This window comes from Stenotrophomonas sp. YJH_SMC_21 (assembly GCF_059369555.1).
Genome location: NZ_JCAFSU010000002.1, coordinates 36,057 through 59,214, shown reverse-complemented (window position 1 = coordinate 59,214; position 23,158 = coordinate 36,057). Strand labels below are relative to the sequence as shown.

Here is a 23,158-nt window from a genome sequence, read left to right as displayed (position 1 = left end):
TCCCATCCCTGATACCCACCACGACACCTGCCATGCTTGATCCAGCCCTGCTCCGCCACCAGCCCGCCGACCTCGCCGAACGCCTGCGCACCAGCCGCGGCTTCGAGCTCGACGTGTCTGCCCTGGAGTCCCTGGAGGCTGATCGCAAGCGCATCCAGGTGCGGACCCAGGAGTTGCAGAGCCTGCGCAACAGCCGTTCCAAGGCCATCGGCCAGGCCAAGGCCAAGGGCGAGGACGTCTCGGCCATCATGGCCGAGGTCGCAGCCTTCGCCGACGAGCTGAAGGCCTCGGAAGTGGCGCTGGACGAGCTGCGCGAGAAGATCGAAGCGATCTCGATGGGCATCCCGAACCTGCCGGCCGATGACGTGCCGGCCGGTGCCGACGAGAACGACAACGTCGAGCAGTCGCGCTGGGGAACCCCGCGCCAGTTCGACTTCAAGGTGCTCGACCACGTCGAACTGGGCGCCCGCAACGGCTGGCTGGACGGCGAGACCGCGGCCAAGCTGTCCGGCTCGCGCTTCACCGTGCTGCGCGGCCCGATCGCGCGCCTGCACCGTGCGCTGGCCCAGTTCATGGTCGACCTGCACACTGGCGAGCACGGCTATGAGGAAACCAACGTGCCGCTGCTGGTCAACGCCGATTCGCTGCGCGGCACCAGCCAGCTGCCGAAGTTCGAGGACGACCTGTTCAAGACGGCCGTGGGCGATTCCACGCGCTACCTGATCCCGACCTCGGAAGTGCCGCTGACCAACATCGTGCGCGACGAGATCGTCGACGCCGAACGCCTGCCGTTGCGCATGACCGCCCACTCGATGTGCTTCCGTGCCGAGGCCGGCAGCGGTGGTCGCGACGTGCGCGGCATGATCCGCCAGCACCAGTTCGAGAAGGTCGAGCTGGTCTCGATCAGCCGCCCGGAAGACAGCGATGCCGAACACCAGCGCATGACCCGCTGCGCCGAAGTGGTGCTGGAAAAGCTGGGCCTGCCGTACCGCAAGGTGCTGCTGTGCACCGGCGACATGGGCTTCTCTGCGGTGAAGACCTACGACCTGGAAGTCTGGCTGCCGTCGCAGGAGACCTACCGCGAGATCTCCTCGTGCTCGAACTGTGGTGATTTCCAGGCCCGCCGCATGCAGGCGCGCTGGCGCAACCCGGCCACCGGCAAGCCGGAACTGGCGCATACCCTGAACGGCTCGGGCGTGGCCGTCGGCCGCGCGATGATCGCGGTGATGGAGAACTACCAGAACGCCGACGGCAGCATCACCGTGCCGGAAGCCCTGCGGCCGTACATGGGCGGACTGGAAACCATCGCCTGATTCCCTGATCGGGCGGTGCTGCGGCTCCGGTGGGTGCCATGCTTGCATGGCACCGAATCCACGCATGGCGTGGATCTACTGGAGGATGTTGCAGGCGCTCGGCATGATTTCACCGATGCCCCAGCAGATCCACGCCGTGCGTGGATGAACCGCCGTGATCACTCCACAGCGCGCAACTTCTCCAACGGCACCCATCCCGGGTCGCCGGCCTCCGGCACGCACCACGCCCAGCCATTGAGCGTGCGCTGCCCACGCAGCAGCTGCCCGGGATCCACATCCAGTTCCCGCGCGCAGTAGTCCTCCGTGGCAAACGCGCCACCCTGCGCGTCGCGACCGATCACCGGCGCCGGCACGAAACCGGGGTGCTGCCCCTCGGCCTCGCACAGGAACCAGTCATCCCAGCCCTCCGGGCCTTCATGGCGTTCGCCCACTACCAGCGCCTGGCCGCGGCGCAGGGTGATCGGGTGCGGAAATTCGCTGCGGTGCGCAGTGGTCACGATGTAGTTCATGGCCCCAGCCTAACGTGCTGGTGAGCGCCGCGCATGGCACCGATCCACGCATGGCGTGGATCTACTGATGCAAAAAAAACGGCCCCGCAAAGCGGGGCCGCCAGGGTGGGCCGGGATGGGGGAGGGGATCCACGGCCCGCGTTCAGCGCCTCGACGAGGAGAGAGCGGCGCCGAACGCTGGAACGCTTATGCAGCGACGGCTTCGACCACTTCGTGCGACGGCAGGGCTGCCAGTGCACCGGCAATCGCGTCTTCGCGGTGCTGCGGCGAGTAGGCGATGCCCTCGGCGCGCACGAACTCGACCTCGTTGACGCCCATGAAGGCGAACACCTGGCGCAGGAACGGCTCCTGGAAGTCGGCCGGCGAGTCGGTGTAGATGCCGCCGCGGCTGCTGGCGATGATCACCCGCTTGCCACCGGCCAGGCCCACCGGGCCGTTCTCGGTGTACTTGAAGGTGCGGCCGGCCACGGCCACGCGGTCGATCCAGGCCTTCAGCGTGGAAGGAATGCTGAAGTTGTACATCGGCGCGCCGATCACCACGATGTCAGCCTCCAGGAACTGCTGCATCACCTGTTCAGCATCGGTCGCCTCGGCGGCATCGGTCTTGGCCAGCGAGCTGCTGCGCAGATGCGGTACCGGATTGGCGTCAAGATCGCGATAATCGACCTGCAGGCCATCGATCTGGCCCGTGAAGCGGGCGACCACGGCGGCCGACAGCTGGCGCGAGACGGAATTGTCGCCAAGCACGCTGGCGTCGAGATGCAGAAGCTTCATGGCAGTCACCTATGTTCTGGAGGGAAGGGGCGGGGTGGCCCCGCCGACGGAGAGAACGATAGGTTGTTGCAAAGGCGGAATAAAGGTGATTGAATGCCACGTATTGTTCTAGATATGGAACTCGGGCATGCATGACCTGAATGATCTGTACTACTTCGCGATGGTGGTCGACCACGGCGGATTCGCCGCCGCCGAGCGCGCCTTGGGTATCCCCAAGTCGCGACTGAGCCGCCGCATCAGCCAGCTGGAAACCGACCTGGGCGTGCGCCTGCTGCAGCGCTCCACGCGCCGTTTCGCGGTCACCGATGTCGGCACCAGCGTGCACCGCCACGCCCAGACCATGCTGGCCGAGGCACAGGCCGCGCGTGAAGTTGTCGACCGCCTCAGCGCGGAACCGCGCGGCGTGGTGCGCGCCAGCGTGCCGGTGTCGCTGGCGCAGATGCAGCTGCCCAAGCTGCTGCCCAAGTTCCTCGAGCAGTACCCGAAGGTGCGCCTGCAGCTGAACATCAGCAACCGCCGCGTGGATATCATCAACGAAGGCTACGACGTGGCCCTGCGCGTGCGCTCGCGCCTGGACGATGACGGCAGCCTGGTGATGCGCAGCTTCGGCCAGGTGCAGGAATTGCTGGTGGCCAGCCCGAAGTACCTGGACCGCGCCGGCCGGCCGAAGGATCCGGAAGAATTGACCCAGCACGTCACCCTCAGCATCAGCGAAGACGAAGCCCGCCAACGCTGGGAGCTGCACGGGCCGGAAGGCGAAGTGCGCCGGGTCGACCTGCAGCCGCGCGTGGCCGGCTTCGACTTCCCGCTGCTGCAGAGCATGGTGAAGGACGGTTTCGGCATCACCATGCTGCCGGAAACCGTGTGCGCCGACGCCGTGCGCAACGGCGAGCTGGAAGTGGTGCTGCCGGACTGGTCGCTGCCGCAGGGCGTGTGCCATGCCGTGTTCGCCTCGCGCCGCGGCCTGCTGCCGGCGGTGCGCGTGTTCATCGACTTCCTGGCCGAACATCTGCCGCCGCAACTGGAGGCCTCGCGCCTGGATTGCGGTGGCGCCTGTGAAAAGGCCAAGGAGCGGATCAAGGCCAGTGCGCTGGGCGCGCTGGCGGTGGACGCGGGCTGAGGCACCTACCCGCAACTGCACCGCCAATCTGTGAAACGGTAGCGCCGGGCCATGCCCGGCGTTGCTACTTTTCGGCCCCGGTCAGTTCCGGCCGAACAGCCGGTCCCAGAAGCTGCGCCGCGGCGGTGCGGCCGGCCTGGGCTCGGTAATGACCGGTGCTTCCAGCACCGCCATCAGCTCCGCGCTGCGTGGCTTCTTCAGGAAGCGCGCGTAGTCCAGGTAACTGGTCACCTTGCTCATGTGCAGCCGCTCGGGCATTGCCGGCAGCGCGCCGCCCTGCAGCAGTACCCGCAACGCCTCTGGGCGATCCAGACGGATCGCCTCGAACACGGCGGTGCCACCGCATCCGGGCTCGATCTGGTTGGCGCGCTGCGGCGCATCCTCCAGCAGGGCACGCAGTGCCTCCACGTCATCGCGCTCCACGGCGGCCACCAGTCGCGCCAGCGCCTCGGCCTCCGCAGCTGGCAGGTTGTCGCGATACGCCTGGTCGGCGATCTCGCGCTGGGCGCGCCCATCACCGCCTTGGATGCACAGGAAATCTGTGACCAGAGCGACCGGAATGCCGGACGTATCCAGCGCCCAGTAGCTCGGATAGACGCCGTCGCCCCAGCCGCTGGTGAATACGACCAGGCCGTGCGGTGAGTCCTCGCCCCAGGGGCGGTACTCGGCGCCTTCATCCAGGCCGTCATGGTCGATCAGCGCATCCGACCACGCGTTGTCTTCGTCGCCATCGGCCTGTTCGATCAGGGCCAGCAGCGCCCGCTGGGTGTCGGTGTCCATGAAGCAGCCGATGCCAGCGTCGACCGGATAGCCGATGAAGCTGTCTTCATCCAGGCCGGTCAGGTCCTGCGTGGTCCAGCGCGCCATCTGCCAGTGCAGGGCAGACGCAGTGAGGGCTTCGCGGGGTTTGAACCAGACCACGGCCAACGCCGGGCGGCCGCTGTGCACGATGACTTCGACCGGATGCCGGCCCAGCGGCGCGGTGTAGTCGGCCAGCGCCGGCGCCTCGGCCTGCACCAGCGGATCGCAGACAACCAGATGCCCGCTGTTGACCGGCAGGTGTCCGGCGAAGGTGCGATGCAGGGCCACTGCGGCCAGCTGGGTATCGTCCAGCAGGGTGGTGCGCAGGTTGGCCAGATCGAGGTGGGCCATGGCGGCTCCGGATGCAGTCGAGCCCTCACCGTGCCGGATGCGAGGGGCGGGGGCAAGGGTGGTCTTGGGCAAATGGCCTTCACGTGCGAGAATACGCCGCTGCCCGGGCGACCGGGACCAGATTGGAGAGGTGGCCGAGCGGTTTAAGGCACCGGTCTTGAAAACCGGCGAAGGGTCAAACCTTCCGTGGGTTCGAATCCCACTCTCTCCGCCAAGAGGTTCAGAAGAGCCCCTGGAAACAGGGGCTCTTTTGTTTTTCCGGACAGTGCGAGAAGGATCTCGTGGGCGAATGCCGTCAGTTGAGGGCTCGTGTCATCAGTCTGACTCCGGTTGTGCCGGATATTGCTGCACGAACTGGTGGGTCGATCTCGTTCGGCTATGCCCAGATTCGCTGCCAATTGTCTCAGTTGACGCTTATGGGCAATGTCATTGATGCGGGCATCGTGTAGCTTCCTCAAGAAGCTTGTTGCCCCGCCTGCCGACTGGAAGCATCGGCTGATGGTTAGCAATGGATAGCAGCACAGTTGGATCGGAGCGACGGGCAGCGCTGCATCGATATGGTCCTATGTACATGTCGAAGCCTCCGTACCCGCTGCGAAATGCTGTTGCTAGGCAAGTTCGATCGGCAATTTCAAGGAAGAGGTAAGGTCATGAGGAAGATCCGACGGGGAAGTCCGGGTACATTTCTTTCTGAAGCAGGTATCAGCTGGCTTGCCGCTCGGCTGATGATTACGCTTCTCTTTGTGGCGGGCTGTGCGATGTCCCCTGCAGCGCGTGCATACACGTCTATGCAGCAGGCAATGGCTACATGCCAGGCAACACTGCCTGCATACGCTGGGCACAACTATTGCGCACCTGGATATGGGGTCGGTTGGATCGGAAACCCGCCTGGACCTCACGCTTTCATGCGTCCTGTGGGGCAGTCACGATTGCATGTGGCAGCTTGGGGGTTTGGGTGTCCTTCCGAGGAGAAGTGGAGCAGGCGCGCAGGGCGATGCGTTCAGAAAGACGGCCCACCCGAGTATCCGCTTCCCGGTCTCGAGGATCCTGAAACTGGCGAGTACGGCTCACCGAAATGCGACAGCAATTGTCTCATTGCGGGAGGCAACGGAAGCAATCCCATTGACAGCGCCACCGGCAACAAGCGGCAGCATGAAGTCGACTTTGTTGGTGCGGGCGTCTTCCCGCTGAGCCTGGAGAGGACATACAACAGCGGTCGGGCGCTTGAAGGTGATCCTCTGCCGATGGGGGCGGGTTGGACGCATTCGTACTCAGCACGCCTTTATCCGGTGACGGATGGCAACTATGTGATGTATCGGATCATTGCGCGGCGCTCAAATGGAGCGCGGCAGAGCTTCACTCGCGTTGGCGATGAGTGGCTGAGCGATGCAGATGTTGCAGGTAGGATCAGTGTTTTCATGAGTGGAGGGGCACTCAGCTCGTTCACCTATTCGCGCGGCGACGGCACCGTAGAAACCTATGATCGTGATGGTCTGCTCACATCGATCACCGATCTTGGCGGTCATCGACAGGTACTGTCCAATGCTTATGCGGATGGCATCAAGAGGCTGGAGAAGGTAACCGACCCCGAAGGGCGAAGTCTGGTCTTCACGTACAAGGATCGAATGGTCGCATCGGTTACGTTGCCAACCGGGCGTGCTATCCGATATGGCTACGCCGATGGGGATCTGGTCAGCGTTTCCTATCCGGAAGCGCCAGCCGGTGAGTCCGTCCGTCGCTACCACTACAACGAATTGGATCAGACGACTGGTGTTTCCCAGCCCCACACGTTGACGGGCATCACCGATGAAAGTGGTCAGCGCTACGCGAGCTGGGGTTACGATGGCTATCGGCGTGGTGTTTTGAGTGTCCACGGTGACTACGCGACGGGTACCATCGATAGAACCTTGCTAGCGTTCAATGACGATGGCACGACGACTGTCACCGACAGCTTGGGGAAGGTGCGCCACTATGGCTTCGATGTGAAGCATCGTGTCGCCCGGCTCGCGTCCCTCGATGAGCTGTGTCTGGGGTGTAGCAACACCGCCAGGGCCAAGACCTATGATGGGAATGGCATGGTGCAGTCATCGGTGGACTTTGCCGGTAACGAGACAACATTCAGTCACAACGCGCGCCTGCTCGAAGTCCAGCGTGTCGAAGCTGCCAACGATGCAACGGGTCTGCGGCGAACCGTGCAGACCGACTGGCATTCCAGTTTAAGGGTGCCGGTCGAGCGCCGCATTCTTGATGCGGCGAACGTATTGGTATCCAAGTCCACCTGGACCTATAACGCACGCGGGCAAGCGCTGGCTGCCACGCAGGTCGATCCGGCGACGGGCGAGACGCGAACCACGACAAGCACCTACTGCGAAGCGGACGATGTGGCTGCAGCGCGGTGCCCATTGCTTGGTCTGCTTACTCAGGTCGACGGACCCCGATTGGATGTCACTGACACGACCTCCTATGTCTACTATCCCAGCAGCGATGCGGGCTGCGCTGCGGGCTCCGGCTCATGCCTCTACAGGAAAGGCGACCTGTGGAAAGTCGTTAACGCAGCGGGTCACATCTCCGAGGTGCTTGCCTATGACGGGGCTGGAAGACCGACGTCTGTCAAAGACCCCAATGGCATCGTTACCGAGATTGCGTACCATCCACGTGGCTGGCCAGCCATTGTCAGATTTGATTCCGCATCCGGCGCCGGTGCGCGCGCGATCAGTCTCGACTACTGGCCCACAGGCCTAGTCAGGCAGGTGACACAGCCAGATGGATCATCTATTTCCTACTCCTACGACGTAGCTCACCGATTGACGGCGATTTCCGATAGCCAAGGAAACTCAATCACCTTCATCCTGGACAATGCGGGGAATCGCGTCGCGGAAGAGACGCGGGATGTAAATGGCGAACTGAAGCGAGCGCTCAGCCGGATCTACAACCAGTTCGGGCAATTGGCGACAGAGGCGGATGCCGGCGCCAATCCCACTGATTTCTCCTACGATGCCAACGGTAACATCGCTTCCACGACCGATGCTCTGGGCCGCAAGAACCGACAGCAATACGATCCATTGAATCGCCTTGTGCTGTCCCTTCAGGATGTCGGCGGTTTGAATGTGGAAGTCCGTACGCACTACAACGCCATGGATCAGGTGACCCGGGTAACTGATCCCAAGGGGCTGTCTACAACCTATTCCTACAACGGCTTCGGCGACCTGACTGGGCAAGTCAGTCCAGACAGCGGTGCCAGTCTGTACACGGTTGACTCCGGTGGTAACCGTCGGACGTTCACCGATGCCCGTGGTGTTACTGCTTCGTATCGGTACGATGCTCTGGATCGGGTGATTGGAATTGCCTACCCGGATACCAGTCTTGACGTGAGCTACAGCTATGACCTGGCGCCAGAGTCGTGCCCTGCCGACGAGCGGTTTGCAAAGGGGAGGCTCGGCGAGGTGCAGCATGCTGGCGGCAGCACGCTGTATTGCTACGGTCGGCTTGGCCAGATCACCCGGAAGGTGCAGACGATCAATGGTCTGACACGGACAGTGCGATACTCCTACAGTCCATCCGGAAACCTTGCGACATTGGTGTACCCGGACGGGAGCATTGTCGACTACGTCCGGGATGGCTTTGATCGTGTGAATCAAATTGGCCTGACCCGGCTTGGTCAGGCCCGGCAGGTCGTGGTGAAGGACGTAGCCTACGCCGCCTTCGGTCCGGCGATCGGCTGGACGTATGGCAATGGTCGGCGGCTGGATCGTTCTCTGGATCTCGACTATCGCGCACAGGCTGTGAATGATCCGACTCCCGGGGGGCTCTCCCAGAGCTACAGCTACGATCCCGTTGGCTCCATCGTGGCGCTGAAGAATGGCAGTGGCTCGCAGGTGATGGCCCGCTATGCCTATGATGCCTTGGGGCGCCTCACGCAGACTCAGGATGGGCTCACCGCAACGCCCATCGAAACCTATGCATACGATTCCACTGGTAACCGCACGTCGCTGAAGACCGCGGGTGGCGCCTCGCTCTACACCTATCCCGCGACGAGTCATCACCTGACGGCTGTGGATGGTGTGGGGCGCGATCATGATGCCTCCGGCAACACCGTTCGCGTGGAAGGCAAGGAATACGTGTACAACGACGCCAATCGCATGGCAGCGGTGAAGCAGGACGGGAATTTGCTTGAGGGCTACGCATACAATCACCTAGGGGAGCGCATTCTTCGCGTTCCGTTCGGCGGTGATAAGCAGATCACCCTCTATGACGAAGCCGGGCAATGGCTGGGCGACCACTTTGAATCAGGTCGGTCGCAGCAGGCGATCTGGCTTGAAGACTATCCAGTGGCATTGATCAGCTCTGCAGACGCTGGTTCTCCGGAGTTGGTCTACATCCAGCCCGATCACCTCGGAACGCCGCGCGTCGTGGTCGATCCTGTCCGCAACACTGCCATATGGGAATGGAGCAGCAAGAGCGAAGTATTCGGCAATCAGATGCCGAATACGGATCCAGATGGAGATGGCGTGGCATTCGACCTTTCACTTCGTTTCCCGGGGCAGCAGGCGACGGAAGCGACCGGGTTGTTCTACAACTATCAACGCGAGTATGACCCAGCAGTGGGGCGCTACTCCCAAAGCGATCCGATTGGGCTCGCTGGGGGTATTTCAACATTCAGTTATGTAAGTGCTCGGCCTGTCCAGCGCGTTGACCCAAAGGGTCTTCGCGAGCTGCAGCGCTTGGCTGGACAGCTGGCCGATACAGGGCGGAGCTCGGAGATGGATACCGCAGGCGTTGTGGCATCGAGTGCAACGGCAGCGCAGTTCATGGATCTCGGTGCGTGGCTCGATCCGACAAGCGGCAACGCGTCGCTGTTGGGGGCGCTGATGAATTCGGCGTGGTTGACCGATAAGGAACGAAGGGATCTCGAGTACCGGAAGTACAAAGAGTTGAATCAGCAGGGATATAAGCGGGATGAGGATCCATGCAGAAATCTTAGGAATAGAATCGAGTACATGAAGAAGCTTGCCTTGGCGCGGCATTCATGGGACATGCGATGGATGACGCCAAAGTACCCTGGAGGGCGCCATGCTGCGGTGAATGCCAGAGATTGGGCGGAGCTGAAGATCCTTGAAGAGAGACTTCGGAGGGAGTGCCCCGATGAGTGCAACTGATCCGGAACTGAAGAGGCTGCTTGCGAGGTTCGATGATTACCACACCTTCGAAGGCTGCGAGCTGACGTGCCCTGAAAGCCATGGGATCGATGACGATACACCGCTGCATGTAGCGGCGTTCAACAATGACGTGGAGCTGCTGAAGGGGCTGATGCCGTTCGTGACGAATATTGACGTGCTCGGAGATATTGGGCTGACGCCGATGGCGAATGCGGTGATTAATGAAGGTTTCGAGGCCGTTGTCTATCTTCTTTCCTGTGGTGCGGACCCCATGATCTTGGATGAGGTGGGCGATTCGGTGCTGGAAATAATGAAGAGGAGGCCCGTCTTCAATGAGCTGGTCGAGCAGATCGAGAGCGGGTCGCCGGGGAAGGTTCGAGGTCGATGAGGTGTGGGTAATGGAGCGCGCTCTTGACTCTGCAGTTCTCGGCGGCCTGAGAGGATCGCGGCGTCAGGATGGCGCGTGATTGCTCGTAGGTGCCATCGTGTTTCGTCGGCGACACTTCCACTGGCGCGCTAGGCTGGATCAGCTCGTTCATATCGACTGCTGATGCATTGAGCCCAACCTGCGCCTCGAACTCTCACTTGTTCTTGTGCCTCGCGCAAGCAGGTCACCGACCGCGCTGACTCGGGGACAGGTATCGTCTTTCCCCACATTCTGTTTCAGCGCATCTCAATGGGTTCCTCGCAGTATGAGCAGGTGTGCATGCTCGGCGCGATCGCGCTCCCAGGTGATGCCGGACCGGCTTGAAAGCGCTGTGGCACGCGCGAATGCAGTCATTGACATTTCGGGTGTCCGCGCGGAAGCGTATGAGCGGGGCAGTGGCTTGAGGTCACCGCCGCTCGTGGAGCTTCGCTGTGTGTTCACCATTATCTGCAGTACGGAGGTTGCATGATCCCGTAAGAAGACGTCGTGAGGACGTGCGGGGTCTTTGCGATGCCTCGCAACTCCGCCTCCATTCAGACGAAAGCTTCGGCCCAGGAGGGGCTTTTTCTTTTCCGGAGGTGCCATGGCTCAGGGCCGGCACCCTGAGTCAGGCGCATGTGGATGGAGCAGGGTGTATTCACCCAGGCCGCCCACCCCTCGGCTTGTTATGGCACAACGGGTAACTCGAGCACGACCGGAAGGCCCCATGCGGCCCATTGCGGTCCACGAACACGCCGACCTTGCACACCGGACAGCGCTCTTCGTGGATGGCTGCGCCTGAAATCGCGGTCACTTCCACTGCTCCGTCCTTCACCAGCTCGTCCAGGAACGGCGAACGCTTCCCCTGTAGGGTGAACATGGCCACCGAGCGTCGCGCACGCGTCAGCGCGACATAGAACAACCGCCGCTCTTCGCTCAGCGGGTAGGTATCACCCTCCGGCATTGCCAGGGAAAGCACCGGGTCATCCGAGCGCAGGCTCGGGAAGCTGCGGTTGATCATGCCCGGCAGAATCACGTAGTCCGCCTCGCATCCCTTCGACCGATGGACCGTGAGGAACTCCACGTCCATCGTGCTGCCGAAGGCAGTCTTCCAATCCGGTGGTACCGCGCTGCGATCGGCGCGATACCGCCCCAGGATGAATACAGTCACGCGCCCATTGCGGCCCTGCGGCACCGCGCCTGACAACAGCTGCTGATGCAGCCTGGCGAGGTACTGGCGAACGCCATCCTGCAGCTCCTCGCGACGATTCATCTGGAACGCTTGCAGCACTGGCCCCATTGCCGGTGAGGCAGAACGAACCGCCTTGGCAATCTGCGCTGGATTCCGGCTGATGAAGCGGCTGGACGCATCGCAGAGCGCCTGCGGGCAGCGGAATGTCTGCTCCAGTTTCAGCACCTGGCCATGCCCCATCCATTCGCGGAATCCGGTCATCACCGAAACGTCGGCGCCGGCGAAGCGATTGATCGACTGCCAGTCATCGCCTACTGCAAACAGGTAGCGTCCTGGTTTACTTACCAATGCTCGGCAGAGCCGGGCGCGGGCGCGCGAGGCATCCTGGAATTCGTCGGCCATCACCAGTTCGTAGGGCGATTCATAGCGGCCCTGTTCGAGCAGGTCGGCCGCCATGTTGAGCATGTCTTCGAAATCGATGCCGTGCTCGTCAGCCAGTGCGTTGTCCCAGGCCTGGAAAACAGGGCTGGCGATTTCCAGGAAGCGCCGATGCCGTTCCTTGAACTGGTCTTCGGGCATCTGTCGCAGGCGCTCCGCCATATCGTCCAGCGTCAGGCAGTTGCTCTTGGCATGGGCAATGAAGGTGCGCATCAGCCCGATCAGATCCGCGTCCGGCATGGGCTTTGCGCCCTGCTCGGGCAGCTCGCGGTCGGGGTTGGGGTCGAGTTCGACACCGGACTCGCCAAGCCTCTCCGCAAGATCCTGCAGGGCATGTCCACTGCGCAGACCAAACGAAGTGGTTTCGACAAGGGCGGTGCCGCGTGCCGCATGCTGCTGGCGCTTCCAGTGCATGCCATCGGCGTAATGGGCGAAGTGCGGCGGCGGTTGGCCATCGGCATCCAGCGCAAAGTGCTCGTGATACAGCCCGGCGTACGGGTAATAGAAGTTGGGGCGATACTGGCAGTGGGTGTCCGTCGCAGTATCGAACTCGTAGCGTCGCTCGTAGTCGTACGTCACGCCGTTGTAGAACAGCCAGTCGGCGATCACGCATTCTTCCAGGCTCTTCACCCGCTCACCCTGCAGGGTGCGGATGTAGGGCGTGCCATCGCGTTCGTAGCCATCGGCCTCCATTTCCGCGCCGAATGCCGGCAGGTCGCGCCCGAACACCAGGCGGAACATGTCCCACTGGGTGCGGAAGTGGATCGAGCGATCCTTCAGGTCGTCCACCAGTTCGGCCAGCTTGTTGAAGCCCAGCGTGGCGTCAATGGCCCATTCGGGGATGTCGGGCTTGCGGCCGGTGGCCTTGGCGATGATGGCCAGGCCCAGGGCGTGGAAGGTCCGGGCCTCAACCACGGTGTTGCCCATGCCGAGTCGATCGAAGGTTCGCTGCGCACGCTCCTCCAGTTCCTTGGCAGCATCCTTGTTGAAGGCGAGCATCACGATGCGTTCGGGCTCGACAAAGCCGCGGTCAATGGCATAAGCGGCCTTGGCGACCATCGTGGAGGTCTTGCCGGAGCCGGCCGCGGCCACGACCTGCACCCGATTGTCGAAGCAGATGACGGCGCGGGCCTGTTCCTCGGTCAGCGGCTTGCTCTCGACCCGGCCCAGGAAGTCCCTGGCCAACACCAGCTCGCGCAGGGTCATGGCCTCATTGGCTTCGGCCCAGGCAGCGGGCCAATCCAGGTTCCAGTCGCGCAGGGCGTCCAGCGCTGCGTGATGGCTGTCCGCATGCAGATCTTCATGCACGTCTTCATCGCGGAACAGCTGCTCCAGCTCAGGCGGCTGCAGGGGCAGGTCTGAGCGCTTCGCCAGCAGCGCCTGCTGTTGCTCATGGGTGATCCAGCGGCGGCCGGCACTGCCACGATCGATGAGGGCATCCGCGTCGCTCAACCAGGACTGGATCTGCTTCAGAATCGTGTCGAACAGGGCCTTGCGTCCACGCGTGGTTCGCGCAAAGAGCAGGTGCTGCAGGGCCCCCGCAAGCCGGGACGCTGGTCCGTTGGGGAGCCCGTCCACGCACAGCCCGGCAGCATCGCCGGTCTGCAGTTCGACCCGTGACCAGCAGACCCCTCGATGGACCTGCACCTGCTGATCATCATCCACGCGCAGCCGGTACTGCTGGCCGGAGACACTGAGTTCAACGTACTCGCCATCAAGCCGCAGCGACCAATGGGGCGAACGGGTCAAGCGTCGGCCCCAGCCCGAAGGGCGCCATTCCATAGACATCCAGATACTGCCCCGCAAGCCTCAGTGGGGCGTACAGCGCCCCCAGGCCCACATGATAAGGGCCCTTGAAGATGCGTGCGGCCTTGCCCGCGGGCACGCCATCACTCGTAGGCGCGCTCCTGCTTCGTCGGCGGTACTTCCACCACATCACCGCGTCGGATCAGCTCGTCCAGATCCACCGCCGAAGCGGCCAGGGCATCCTGCGCGTTGAAATCCCACTTGTCCTTGTACTCGCGTGCCAGCAGGTCGCAGACCGCTTTGGCACGCGGATAGGCATCGTCCTTGCCCTCGTTCTGCTTCAGCGCATCGCGATGGATCTGGCACAGCATGAGCTGGTGCGCATCCTCGGCGCGCTCGCGCTCCCAAGTGATGTCGGGCAGGCCCGAAAGCGCAGCGGCAAGTGCGAACGCGGTCATTGGCATGTCAGGTGTCCAGGCGGCGATGGGAATCCGAGCGTATGCGAGCGGCGTTGGCTTGAGGCCACCGCCGCCCGCGTCGTTTCACTGCGTGTTCACCATTCGCCGCAGCATGGAAACTGCATCAAATGCAGTTGATCCAGACGATCTGCTCACGCATTCACATCCACGACAATCCGCCCACGCACCTTGCCCGGGATGATCTGCTCATAGACATCCAGCACCTCGGCAAGCCCAATCAGCTGCACTGTGCTTTCAAGCTTCTGTGGATCCAGGTCGGTGGCAAGGCGATCCCAGGCGCGCTGGCGAACCTCCTGCGGCGCATTCACCGAATCCACGCCGGCAAGCGTCACGTTGCGAAGAATGAAGGGCAGCACCGAGCCATGGAGCTCATCACTCTGCGCCAGCCCGCAGGCGGCCACGGCGCCTCGGTATTTTGTCTCGGCAATGGCGTTGACGAGGGTAGGGCCACCGGCCACATCCACCACCCCGGCCCAGCGTTCGGCGCTCACCGGCCGCTCGCGCGGTTCTGAAAGCTGCGCGCGATCGATGATCTCGGCGGCGCCCAGGCTGTGCAGGTACCCGGCGTGTTCCGGGCGCCCGGTGGCGGCCACCACGCGATAGCCCAGCTTTGAGAGGATCGCCACCGCGATCGAACCGACGCCACCGTTGGCGCCGGTCACCAGTACATCGCCCTTTTCGGGCGTCAGCCCCGCATGTTCGAGGGCCAGTACGCACAGCATGGCGGTATAACCTGCGGTACCGATGGCCATGGCGTCGCGGGTGCTGAAGTTGCCGGGAATCCGGTTGAGCCATTCGCCCCGCACGCGCGCGCGCTGGGCCAGCCCGCCGTGATGTCCCATGCTCAGATCCCAGCCATTGAGCACAACGCGGTCGCCTGGCTGGAAGTCGGCTCTACTGGATTCCAGCACCACACCTGCCAGATCGATGCCGGGAATGAGCGGGAACGTCCGGATGACCGGACTCTTGCCGGTCAGGGCGAGCGCATCCTTGTAGTTCAGCGTGGAGTACTCGACGTCCACCAGGACGTCGCCGTCCATCAGATCGGCTTCATCAAAATCGACCAGCTCGGTCGAAACCTGGTTGTTCGTCTTGCGGGTGAGCAGTGCTTTGAACGTCATGCTGGGCCTCACATTCAAGGAATGGGGCCATGCTAGGCTCGCACCGTCATCGCAACAAGAACGATGAATTTCCGTAGGTACTATGGTTTTCAGGAGTATGCATGCGTAGCAGGCGTTGGGATGGCAAGAGCGGTTGCGCGGTGGAAGTCACGCTGTCGGTGATGGGCGGCGTGTGGAAGCCGATCATTCTGTTTCACCTGATGACAGGCAAGCGACGTTTCATGGAGCTGACCCGGCGTGTGCCCAACGCCACCCAGTCCATGCTGACCAGCCAGCTGCGGGAACTGGAGGCTGACGGGGTGGTGATCCGCCACGTGTACCCGGAAGTGCCGCCGAAGGTGGAGTACGAGCTTTCCGAATTCGGTCGCACGCTGGTGCCGGTGCTGCTTGCCATGCGCGAGTGGGGTGAAACCTATCGCGGCCATAAAGGCACGGACAGCAACGGCTGAGACCTGGAGTGGAGTGCCGAAGCAGTATCCGCAGTACTGCAGGCAGCGCATGTGGCGCGCTGCCTGGTTTCATGAAGGGCTGCGATGCGGTTCCTGTTCCGTGGACGCCCGGTTGCCTATAGTGGCGCTGGAACCCTGCAATGGAATGCCCATGCACGTGATGTCCCCCAGCCGGTGTCTGACGCTTGCACTTGCCGTTGCAGTGAGTGCCGGCGCCTGTGCGCGGCCACCGTCCAACGAACACGAAAGGAATCCCGCCATGTCCGGCGCAACCCCGACCGGCCGCACGATCAACGGCCACACCTATACCGATGCACCCGTGGACGTGAAGCTCGGGCCGAATACCTTCCGCATTCCAGCCAACTACCTGGACAGCCAGATCGCACCGTGGCCGGGCGAGGGCGTGACGCTGGTCATCGAGTGGCCGGACATGAAGCCGACGGCGCCGGGTGCGCGGGCGAATCCGCGTACGAATGATTTCCGGAAGGAGATTGCTGTGGCGATCGATTACATCGATCGCGCGCCAATCGAAACATCATTGGAGCGATTGTCCTCTAACCAGGCATCCACCGAGGAAGGATCGGTGGAGCGAGGGGATCCTCGGGATCGGCTCGATCTGCGCATTGCGCGGCCCGACGTCATGGGTCTGACGCCTTACGCCATCGATGAAACGAGGATGGGGGTTTTCTCGAAGGAATACGAAGCACGCTATGGAAAACCGCCCACGCGCAATCCTGCCTTTGAAGATGACTGGTACATCGCGCGCGCTCCCAACGGCGGCCTGGCCACATTCATCAAATGCGAAAGCACGGCGTTCCGGGGGGATGGCGTTCGCCTGCAGGGCGATCAGGTCATCAGTGAGCAAGGACAAGCCGCCGCGGGGTGCTTCCACTATTTCTCGGATGTGGAGAACAAGCTTTCCATCTCGCTGAACTACAAGCGGGCCTTCCTGGCGGACTGGAAGCGGATGGAAGATGCGGTGCGGGATGTTCTCGCGCGCTCCCGCGTCCGGTAGTGAATGCATTCAGGAGCAGGCTATGAGTGGATTGACGCAAGAGAATCTCAAGATTCTGGCCAGCTATGCCAAGGCCGGAAACCGCGAGTTGTACTGGAACTATCTGTCGCAGCTGCCAGATGCGGATGGCTATGGCACGCTTGCGCTGGGTGTTGTTCGCAACGACAGCCTGCCAGGCCGCGTTGCAAACAGCTACGCGCAGGATTACGCCCGTGATCAGGAGGGCAAGGGCTCCGGCTTTCCCGATGCGCAGCTGAGCGAGCGCCAATGGGAGATGTTTGGGCAGACGCTTCTGCGCCAGGACCTGGAGCGACGCCTGTACTGGATGGAGCAGGGCCGCCCAGACCTGGCACTGAATCTTCCCGGCAAGGATGTAATGCTGGCTCACGACCGTGCATTTGAACGGCATGAACTCGATCCCAACTGCTGGACGCCGCGCGTGTTGCTGCAGGCGGCTGAGCAGAAGAGCGGCCCCGCGAAGCTGGAGCAGATCTGGACCAACATGCTCAACAATGACTACGCCGGAGGCCCGCGTGTAGGCAACACCAGCGTCGATGCCATCAGCCAGATGGGATGGACGAAAGGCGGCCAGTACCTCACCCGGTTGAGCGTGCTGGAAGCCACCCAGGCCCTGGAAGGGCGCTCGGCGGTCGATCCGAACGTCATCGGTGGCAACAGCTACTACGCGATGTACTTCGAGGCGGACAGGAAATGGGCCAGCATCAGTGCGGGCGGCGGTCACATGTCGCTGCGCGAGATCACCGATCCCTCACGTATCGCCGAACTCAACGACGCGCGCGAGGTTCGTCTGGAGCGCCTGGAGAAGCGAACCCAGTTCCACCCGGACGACCCATATCGGACCATTACCCGCAGCCCGCTGACCGCAGCGGTGGACGACGTGGCGGATCCCTCACAGGCGCCGACCCGTCTGGCCGACATTGGTCCTGGCCACCGTGAGTACACATTGCTGCAGCAGGTGCGCGAAGGCGTGGCCGCGATCGATGCCAGCGCGGGACGTACCCACGATGAGAACAGCGAGCGTCTTGTGGCGAGCGTGATGGCCTTGGCCCGCCGCAACCAGCTTGAACGCGCCGATCACGTGCTGCTGAGCGCCCAGACGGCCGACGCTCCCGCAGGGCGGAACGTGTTCGTGGTGCAGGGCGAGATGACCGACCCCGCCCACCTGCGCGTTTCAATGCCCACGGATATAGCAGTACAGACGCCGGTTGCGCAGTCGTTGCAGCAGATGAATGCGATCGACCTGGATCGCCAGCAGACTGCCGGGCAACGCCAGCAGGAAATTGATGTGCAGGCGCGCGAGAACCATGCGATGCGGATGGGATGAAATCACACCGCCAGTCGCGTATGGAACCTTTTCAGTAGTAAGGCGCAGCGCCTGCCAGCCAATGCCAGCCCCCGAAATGGGGGCCGGCACGCATCACGGCAGTGCGTGACTTACGGGATGGTGCAGCCGCTGTTCCGCAGGCAACGAGCAAACGCCGGGTAACAGACCTTCTCGCCATTACCCGCCGCCAGGCACGCGTCATACGCGGTGTAGCAAGGGGTACAGCGGGACTGCGCGGAGGCACTGCCGATTCCCAGGGTCAGTGCAGCAGCCGCAATAGCAACAGACAGCTTGAATCCAATCTTCATGCTTCACTCCGTTGATAGCCCTCCTTGGGCAACGGCAACGCTACAGGCGGAGGAGATCGTGCACAAGTGACTGGAAGTGCCGACGGTTTCGGACGTGCGTGAACCAGTGCCATGCAACGACCTGCTTGCCGACAGTGAATTCAGCGCTGCAAATGCTTCCGGTCAGAAGCTGTAGGCCGCCTGCACATACACCCGCCGTGGATCTCCGGGGAAATGCCCGTTGCGTTCAATGAAGCCACTGGCCGCGTACACCTTGTCGAACAGGTTCTTGACGTTGGCCTGGAACTGCCACTGCCTCCACGTGGTCTTCCAGCTCATGTCGAACACGGTGTAGGCCTTGACGGTCTGCCCATCCAGGCTGACGCGCTCGCCGACGTGATCCGCGCCAAAACCGATGGCGGAGTTGATCGCCGGCAGGTCATAACGCGTCCACAATCCCAGCTTGTTGCGCGGCGCATTGGCGAATCGGTCGCCTGAGGCGTTGGTGATGCCATTCGGGCCGGCGTCCTTCACCCGCGCATCGTTGTAGGCGTAGGTCAGGTTCAGCACCCAGCGCTCGCTGAGGTCGGCCAGAAGGTCAAGCTCCATGCCGGTACTGCGTACCAGGCCCAGCGCGGCCAACTGGTTCACGCCACCGATCACCTCGCCGGTGGCCTGCACGATGTTGCTGCGGTCGATCCGGTAGGCCGCCATGTTCAAGGTCACACGGTCGGCCAGCAGCGACTTCATGCCCACTTCCCACTGCTTGCTGCGCTCGGCATCGAACGGTCCGCCAGCGGCCGGGTTCTGGTTGGCGGCACTCTGCGGCACGAAACCACTGGCGACGTTGGCGTAGACGTTCAGGCCCTCGCGCACGGTGAACGTGCTGCCCAGCCGCCAGCTGAGATCGTTGCCATCCACACTGTTGCCAGTGATGCGATCCTCATCCTTGAAGCCATCCCAGCGCACCCCGGCCAGCACATGCCAGCGCGGGCCCAGTGCCAGTTCGTCCTGCAGGTAGCCGCCATGGCGCTTGCTGCGGGTGGATGTGCTGCGCCAGGGCAGGGCCGCCAGGTTGTAGTCGTGCCAGGTACTGGCGCCGTACACGGGATTGAACAGGTCGATGCCGCGCACCGGCCCGGCGCCACGCGCAAGGTCAGCGCTGTTCGCGGTCTGTGCGGTGAAATCCGCATCCAGCTGGTACACATCGGCGCCGAACAGCACCTTGTGCTCAACCGTGCCGGTGGCCACCCGCCAGACGGCATTGCCGTTGGCAGTGAATGCTTCGTTGTCGCGTATCTGGTTGCGCAGCTGGCGGGTCATCCACTCGGCCACGCCATCGCGGTCACGATCGATCAGGCCCATCGGCTCGTGGTACATCTGGTGTTCGTTGTTGCTGAACCAGCGGGCGGCGAAGTCCAGGTCCAGAGTGTCGCTCGGCGCGAAACGGTACTGCGCCAGCGCCACTTTGGCGCGCATGTCGAGGAAATCACTGGCCTCGTTGTGGTTCCAGCGGCGGTCGGTCAGGAACGTGCCTGCATCGTTGACCGGCACGCCACGCAGGCGGTTGCCGCCAAGGTTCTGGGTGATGTCGGTGAACTGCAGCACCAGCTCGCCGGTCTGGCCAACGTCGAAGGCCAGCGAGGCGTCGCCGATCACGCTCTCGCTGTCGGTATTCCAGCGCACGCCCTGTTCACTGTCGGCATAGAGCCCGGCGCGATAGCGTACGCTGCCGGCGGCATTCAACGGCCCGGTACCCTCGATCGATCCGGCACGGAAGTCCTTGTCGCCGAGCTGGACTTCGATGCGGCGTTCGGCGCTGGCTTTCGGCTTGCGGGTCACGTAGTTGATGACACCGCCCGCATCACCCCCGCCATACAGCGCGCCTGCCGGCCCCTTCAGCACTTCCACGCGCTCGATGTTGAACAGTTGCGGCACCGAAAATCCTGCGTACGGGTCGCCGCGCAGGCCGTCATACAGCACGTTCTCCTGGCGGAAGCCGCGCAGGGTCACCCCGGCATAGCTGAAATAGCTGATGCCGCTGATGCTGCGATAGAGGTCGGTCACCTGACGCGCGGCCTGGTCGTCGATCAGTTCACGCGGGATGACCTGGATCGACTGTGGGACCAGCTCCAGGGGCGTATCGGTGCGGGTGCCGACCGCGGCATCGTCTACCCGATACAGTGTCTGTGCGCGTCCGCGGACTTCGACCTTGTCCAGATCCTTGGGTGCGGCAGCGGAGGACTCAGCTGCATGCGCAAGGGGCGCCACGTGCAGGGTCAGTGCCAGGCACAGGGTGCGTTGCAGGGGCATGGGCAGGGGCATTGGGGAGGGTCACGTGTCTGCAAATGAGAAAGATTAGCATTTGCGATACTTCGACGCCTATTCCCCGGATGCGCTATGGACGCGCGCCGGGGTCCGTATACGGGGTGCCCGCCAAGGCCACCAGTACCCCGGTGGCACCGCGCACGATCAGCTGCCGCATGGCCTCACGCGGGTCCTTGCCCTGCAGCTGGCTTGCCAGTCCTTTCTCATAGGCCGCCACCATCGACGCCAGCAGCATGGCCGCGCCCAGTCGCGCTTCGGCGTCATGTTCGGGCCGGCCGACAGCGTGGGCCATCAATCGCGCCAGATCGTCAGTCAACTGCGCCTGCAGCCGTCGCGCGTGCGCGACCAGTACCGGGCTCTCCGCCACGGTGCCCCAGAAGGCGACAGCGCCGGCATTGATGCGCAGCAGCGGATGGCCAGCCTCCAGCAACTCACGAACGAGCGACTGGAAGGCCGCGAGCGGGGTCAGGCCGCTGCGCGCCATCATGCCCTCGCGCAGCAGCGTGCGCGCCTCCTCATCCCGGTCGAACACCAGGTCTTCCTTGCTGGCGAAGTAGTTGAAGACCGTCTTGCGTGAGACGCCCGCGGCTTCGGCGATCTCGGACATGGAGACGGCCTCGAAGCCGCGCCGGATGATCAGCTCGGTGGCGACGTCCGAAATCGTTTGTCGGGTCACGGCCTTGCGTTGTTCGCGGCGGCCAGGAGGCGGGGTCATGGGCGGTTCACTTGTGAAAACGTACACCGAGTGTAACATTTGATCCGCCAGAGCGCCGACCCGGCGCTCAAAAGGAATCTCGATGCTGTACGACGTCGTCATTGCCGGTGCTGGCCCGGTTGGCCTGTTCCTGTCCTGCGAACTGGCCCTGGCCGGGTGTTCGGTGCTGGTGCTGGAACAGGCCGGGTCCGCCGGTTCGCCGTTGAAGCGCCTGCCATCCGGGCTGCGCGGCCTCAACGCCCCCACGCTGGAGGCACTGGATCGGCGCGGCCTGTTGGACGCGGTCGCCGCGACGCAGGTGCTCAAGCCCGACAAGGGCGCGCCGCCGCCCGGCACCGCCCATTGGCTGGCGCAGCCGCGTGCGCTGGGTGGGCACTTCGCGGGTATTCCATTTGTACTGGACGATGTGGACCAGGCGCGCTGGAGCTGGCGCCTGCCGACACCGGTGGGCACCCAGATGGCGGTGGAGTTGCAGGCCCTGGAAGCGGTGTTTGCCGAACGTGCGACTGCGCTGGGCGTGCGCATCGAACGCGGGCGTGCGGTACAGGCGGTGGATGCGCACGAGGCGCAGGTTGCCGTGCACACCGGCTCCGGCAGGGTCCACGGCCGCTGGCTGGTCGGTTGTGATGGGGCCCGCAGCACGGTACGCAAACAATCGGGCTTCCTCTTCGCTGGAACCGGGCCAGAGTTCACCGGTTACACGCTGCTGGTCGAACTGGCAGATGGGTGTGTACTCACACCAGGCCGACAGTTCACCGATCACGGGATGTGCAATTTCAACCCGCCAGGCATGCTGGCGCTGGCCGATTTCGATGGTGGCGCCGGCCATCGCACGCCACTGGACCGGCACACCGCGCAAGCGTTGCTGCGGCGGGTGTCTGGCCGCGAGGCAACGATCACTGCATTGCACCTGGCCACGACATGGACCGATGCTGCGCGCCAGGCGACGGCCTATCGCAGCGGACGTGTGCTGTTGGCAGGTGATGCCGCGCACATGCATTCGCCGTTGGGCGGCCAGGGACTGAACCTCGGCATCGGCGATGCGATGAACCTCGGTTGGAAGCTGGCCGCCGTGGCGCGGGGCAAGGCCGATGAGGCGCTGCTGGACAGCTATCAGGCTGAGCGCCATCCGGTGGGTGCCAAGGTGCTGGACTGGTCGCGCGCGCAGGTTGCGCTGATGCGACCCGGGCCCGGTTCGCGCGCACTGGCAGCGATCATGGCCGACCTGGCCGGCACCCGCGATGGGGCCACGTATCTGGCCGAGCGGATCTGGGGTGTTTCGCAGCAGCTGGATCTTGACGGAGACCACCCGCTGGTCGGCAGGAACGCGCCGGATTTCCGGTTGGTCGATGGCCGCCGCCTGGGCGAACTGCTGAGAGCGGGGCAGGGGGCGCTGCTTGTTTTCGACCCGGCGTCTTCGCCGCCGCAGCATGGCCAACGCTGGCAGCCTTCCATCGCCTGCGCCGCAGATACTGGGGATGCGACATCGGGCCTGGGGGCGGTGCTGGTGCGCCCGGATGGCATCGTTGCCTGGGTCTGTGGCACACGGGGGGATATGTCCGGCCTTGATTCAGCGCTTGCTTCCTGGACCGGTCCGATCCGGTGATCTGCCC

Annotated in this window: 17 protein-coding genes and 1 tRNA gene; 9 read left to right on the top strand and 9 right to left on the bottom strand. The window is 63.4% G+C overall.

Annotated features, from left to right (window positions below):
• The first annotated feature begins 32 nt into the window (after positions 1-32).
• A complete protein-coding gene (gene serS / locus AC5P67_RS03145) occupies positions 33-1,313 on the top strand; it encodes a serine--tRNA ligase (protein ID WP_005410178.1) in 1,281 nt (426 codons plus the stop codon).
• A gap of 158 nt (positions 1,314-1,471) precedes the next feature.
• Here the strand turns inward: serS and AC5P67_RS03140 are convergent, their stop codons facing one another.
• On the bottom strand, positions 1,472-1,822 hold the full coding sequence (locus AC5P67_RS03140; RefSeq protein ID WP_099527313.1) for an SH3 domain-containing protein: 351 nt from the start codon (positions 1,820-1,822) through the stop codon (positions 1,472-1,474).
• Positions 1,823-2,008: 186 nt separating this feature from the next.
• On the bottom strand, positions 2,009-2,596 hold the full coding sequence (locus AC5P67_RS03135; protein ID WP_024956390.1) for an FMN-dependent NADH-azoreductase: 588 nt from the start codon (positions 2,594-2,596) through the stop codon (positions 2,009-2,011).
• Positions 2,597-2,723: 127 nt separating this feature from the next.
• On the opposite strand from AC5P67_RS03135, the gene AC5P67_RS03130 reads away from it, so the two are divergent.
• A complete protein-coding gene (locus AC5P67_RS03130; protein ID WP_005410175.1) occupies positions 2,724-3,716 on the top strand; it encodes a LysR family transcriptional regulator in 993 nt (330 codons plus the stop codon).
• Between the two features lie 81 nt (positions 3,717-3,797).
• Here the strand turns inward: AC5P67_RS03130 and AC5P67_RS03125 are convergent, their stop codons facing one another.
• A complete protein-coding gene (locus AC5P67_RS03125; protein ID WP_495214290.1) occupies positions 3,798-4,868 on the bottom strand; it encodes a DUF4241 domain-containing protein in 1,071 nt (356 codons plus the stop codon).
• Between the two features lie 124 nt (positions 4,869-4,992).
• Between AC5P67_RS03125 and AC5P67_RS03120 the strand changes: the two genes are divergently transcribed.
• From AC5P67_RS03120 to AC5P67_RS03110, 3 genes are all read left to right on the top strand, one after another.
• Positions 4,993-5,082 (top strand) — tRNA-Ser (locus AC5P67_RS03120).
• A gap of 436 nt (positions 5,083-5,518) precedes the next feature.
• Positions 5,519-10,024, top strand: a complete 4,506-nt coding sequence (locus AC5P67_RS03115) for an RHS repeat-associated core domain-containing protein (RefSeq protein ID WP_158471761.1) — start codon at positions 5,519-5,521, stop codon at positions 10,022-10,024.
• Positions 10,011-10,412: an ankyrin repeat domain-containing protein gene (locus AC5P67_RS03110; protein ID WP_043034632.1), complete on the top strand. Its 402-nt coding sequence runs from the start codon at positions 10,011-10,013 to the stop codon at positions 10,410-10,412. The genes AC5P67_RS03115 and AC5P67_RS03110 overlap by 14 nt, the downstream gene beginning before the upstream one ends.
• Positions 10,413-11,088: 676 nt before the next feature.
• Here the strand turns inward: AC5P67_RS03110 and AC5P67_RS03105 are convergent.
• From AC5P67_RS03105 to acuI, 3 genes are all read right to left on the bottom strand, one after another.
• Positions 11,089-13,842, bottom strand: coding sequence for a UvrD-helicase domain-containing protein (locus tag AC5P67_RS03105; RefSeq protein WP_043034633.1), 2,754 nt, complete (start codon positions 13,840-13,842; stop codon positions 11,089-11,091).
• A gap of 107 nt (positions 13,843-13,949) precedes the next feature.
• The gene (locus AC5P67_RS03100; protein ID WP_043034634.1) at positions 13,950-14,270 is read right to left on the bottom strand and encodes a hypothetical protein; all 321 of its coding nucleotides are present in this window, start codon (positions 14,268-14,270) and stop codon (positions 13,950-13,952) included.
• 146 nt (positions 14,271-14,416) lie between these two features.
• The gene (gene acuI, locus AC5P67_RS03095; protein WP_043034635.1) at positions 14,417-15,406 is read right to left on the bottom strand and encodes an acrylyl-CoA reductase (NADPH); all 990 of its coding nucleotides are present in this window, start codon (positions 15,404-15,406) and stop codon (positions 14,417-14,419) included.
• A gap of 101 nt (positions 15,407-15,507) precedes the next feature.
• On the opposite strand from acuI, the gene AC5P67_RS03090 reads away from it, so the two are divergent.
• From AC5P67_RS03090 to AC5P67_RS03080, 3 genes are all read left to right on the top strand, one after another.
• Entirely contained in the window at positions 15,508-15,855 is a 348-nt protein-coding gene (locus AC5P67_RS03090; RefSeq protein ID WP_005410145.1) for a winged helix-turn-helix transcriptional regulator, read from the top strand.
• A gap of 151 nt (positions 15,856-16,006) precedes the next feature.
• The gene (locus AC5P67_RS03085; RefSeq protein ID WP_087803497.1) at positions 16,007-16,870 is read left to right on the top strand and encodes a Smlt3025 familytype IV secretion system inhibitor; all 864 of its coding nucleotides are present in this window, start codon (positions 16,007-16,009) and stop codon (positions 16,868-16,870) included.
• Between the two features lie 22 nt (positions 16,871-16,892).
• The gene (locus tag AC5P67_RS03080) at positions 16,893-18,215 is read left to right on the top strand and encodes a Smlt3024 family type IV secretion system effector (protein ID WP_100438703.1); all 1,323 of its coding nucleotides are present in this window, start codon (positions 16,893-16,895) and stop codon (positions 18,213-18,215) included.
• Positions 18,216-18,325: 110 nt separating this feature from the next.
• Here AC5P67_RS03080 and AC5P67_RS03075 read toward each other — a convergent pair whose 3' ends face one another.
• The 3 genes from AC5P67_RS03075 to AC5P67_RS03065 form a co-directional block, all read right to left on the bottom strand.
• Positions 18,326-18,523 (bottom strand): hypothetical protein, encoded by a 198-nt coding sequence (locus tag AC5P67_RS03075; RefSeq protein ID WP_005410142.1) that lies wholly within the window; start codon positions 18,521-18,523, stop codon positions 18,326-18,328.
• A gap of 162 nt (positions 18,524-18,685) precedes the next feature.
• The gene (locus AC5P67_RS03070) at positions 18,686-20,827 is read right to left on the bottom strand and encodes a TonB-dependent siderophore receptor (RefSeq protein WP_100438702.1); all 2,142 of its coding nucleotides are present in this window, start codon (positions 20,825-20,827) and stop codon (positions 18,686-18,688) included.
• A gap of 73 nt (positions 20,828-20,900) precedes the next feature.
• On the bottom strand, positions 20,901-21,545 hold the full coding sequence (locus AC5P67_RS03065) for a TetR/AcrR family transcriptional regulator (RefSeq protein ID WP_005410140.1): 645 nt from the start codon (positions 21,543-21,545) through the stop codon (positions 20,901-20,903).
• A gap of 82 nt (positions 21,546-21,627) precedes the next feature.
• On the opposite strand from AC5P67_RS03065, the gene AC5P67_RS03060 reads away from it, so the two are divergent.
• The gene (locus tag AC5P67_RS03060; RefSeq protein WP_100438701.1) at positions 21,628-23,151 is read left to right on the top strand and encodes an FAD-dependent monooxygenase; all 1,524 of its coding nucleotides are present in this window, start codon (positions 21,628-21,630) and stop codon (positions 23,149-23,151) included.
• Positions 23,152-23,158 lie beyond the last annotated feature (7 nt).

Coding starts and splice junctions, on each gene's coding strand:
- serS (WP_005410178.1), top strand. CDS start 33: ATGCTTGATCCAGCCCTGCTCCGCCACCAGCCCGCCGACCTCGCCGAA.
- AC5P67_RS03140 (WP_099527313.1), bottom strand. CDS start 1,822: ATGAACTACATCGTGACCACTGCGCACCGCAGCGAATTTCCGCACCCG.
- AC5P67_RS03135 (WP_024956390.1), bottom strand. CDS start 2,596: ATGAAGCTTCTGCATCTCGACGCCAGCGTGCTTGGCGACAATTCCGTC.
- AC5P67_RS03130 (WP_005410175.1), top strand. CDS start 2,724: ATGCATGACCTGAATGATCTGTACTACTTCGCGATGGTGGTCGACCAC.
- AC5P67_RS03125 (WP_495214290.1), bottom strand. CDS start 4,868: ATGGCCCACCTCGATCTGGCCAACCTGCGCACCACCCTGCTGGACGAT.
- AC5P67_RS03115 (WP_158471761.1), top strand. CDS start 5,519: ATGAGGAAGATCCGACGGGGAAGTCCGGGTACATTTCTTTCTGAAGCA.
- AC5P67_RS03110 (WP_043034632.1), top strand. CDS start 10,011: ATGAGTGCAACTGATCCGGAACTGAAGAGGCTGCTTGCGAGGTTCGAT.
- AC5P67_RS03105 (WP_043034633.1), bottom strand. CDS start 13,842: ATGGAATGGCGCCCTTCGGGCTGGGGCCGACGCTTGACCCGTTCGCCC.
- AC5P67_RS03100 (WP_043034634.1), bottom strand. CDS start 14,270: ATGCCAATGACCGCGTTCGCACTTGCCGCTGCGCTTTCGGGCCTGCCC.
- acuI (WP_043034635.1), bottom strand. CDS start 15,406: ATGACGTTCAAAGCACTGCTCACCCGCAAGACGAACAACCAGGTTTCG.
- AC5P67_RS03090 (WP_005410145.1), top strand. CDS start 15,508: ATGCGTAGCAGGCGTTGGGATGGCAAGAGCGGTTGCGCGGTGGAAGTC.
- AC5P67_RS03085 (WP_087803497.1), top strand. CDS start 16,007: ATGCACGTGATGTCCCCCAGCCGGTGTCTGACGCTTGCACTTGCCGTT.
- AC5P67_RS03080 (WP_100438703.1), top strand. CDS start 16,893: ATGAGTGGATTGACGCAAGAGAATCTCAAGATTCTGGCCAGCTATGCC.
- AC5P67_RS03075 (WP_005410142.1), bottom strand. CDS start 18,523: ATGAAGATTGGATTCAAGCTGTCTGTTGCTATTGCGGCTGCTGCACTG.
- AC5P67_RS03070 (WP_100438702.1), bottom strand. CDS start 20,827: ATGCCCCTGCCCATGCCCCTGCAACGCACCCTGTGCCTGGCACTGACC.
- AC5P67_RS03065 (WP_005410140.1), bottom strand. CDS start 21,545: ATGACCCCGCCTCCTGGCCGCCGCGAACAACGCAAGGCCGTGACCCGA.
- AC5P67_RS03060 (WP_100438701.1), top strand. CDS start 21,628: ATGCTGTACGACGTCGTCATTGCCGGTGCTGGCCCGGTTGGCCTGTTC.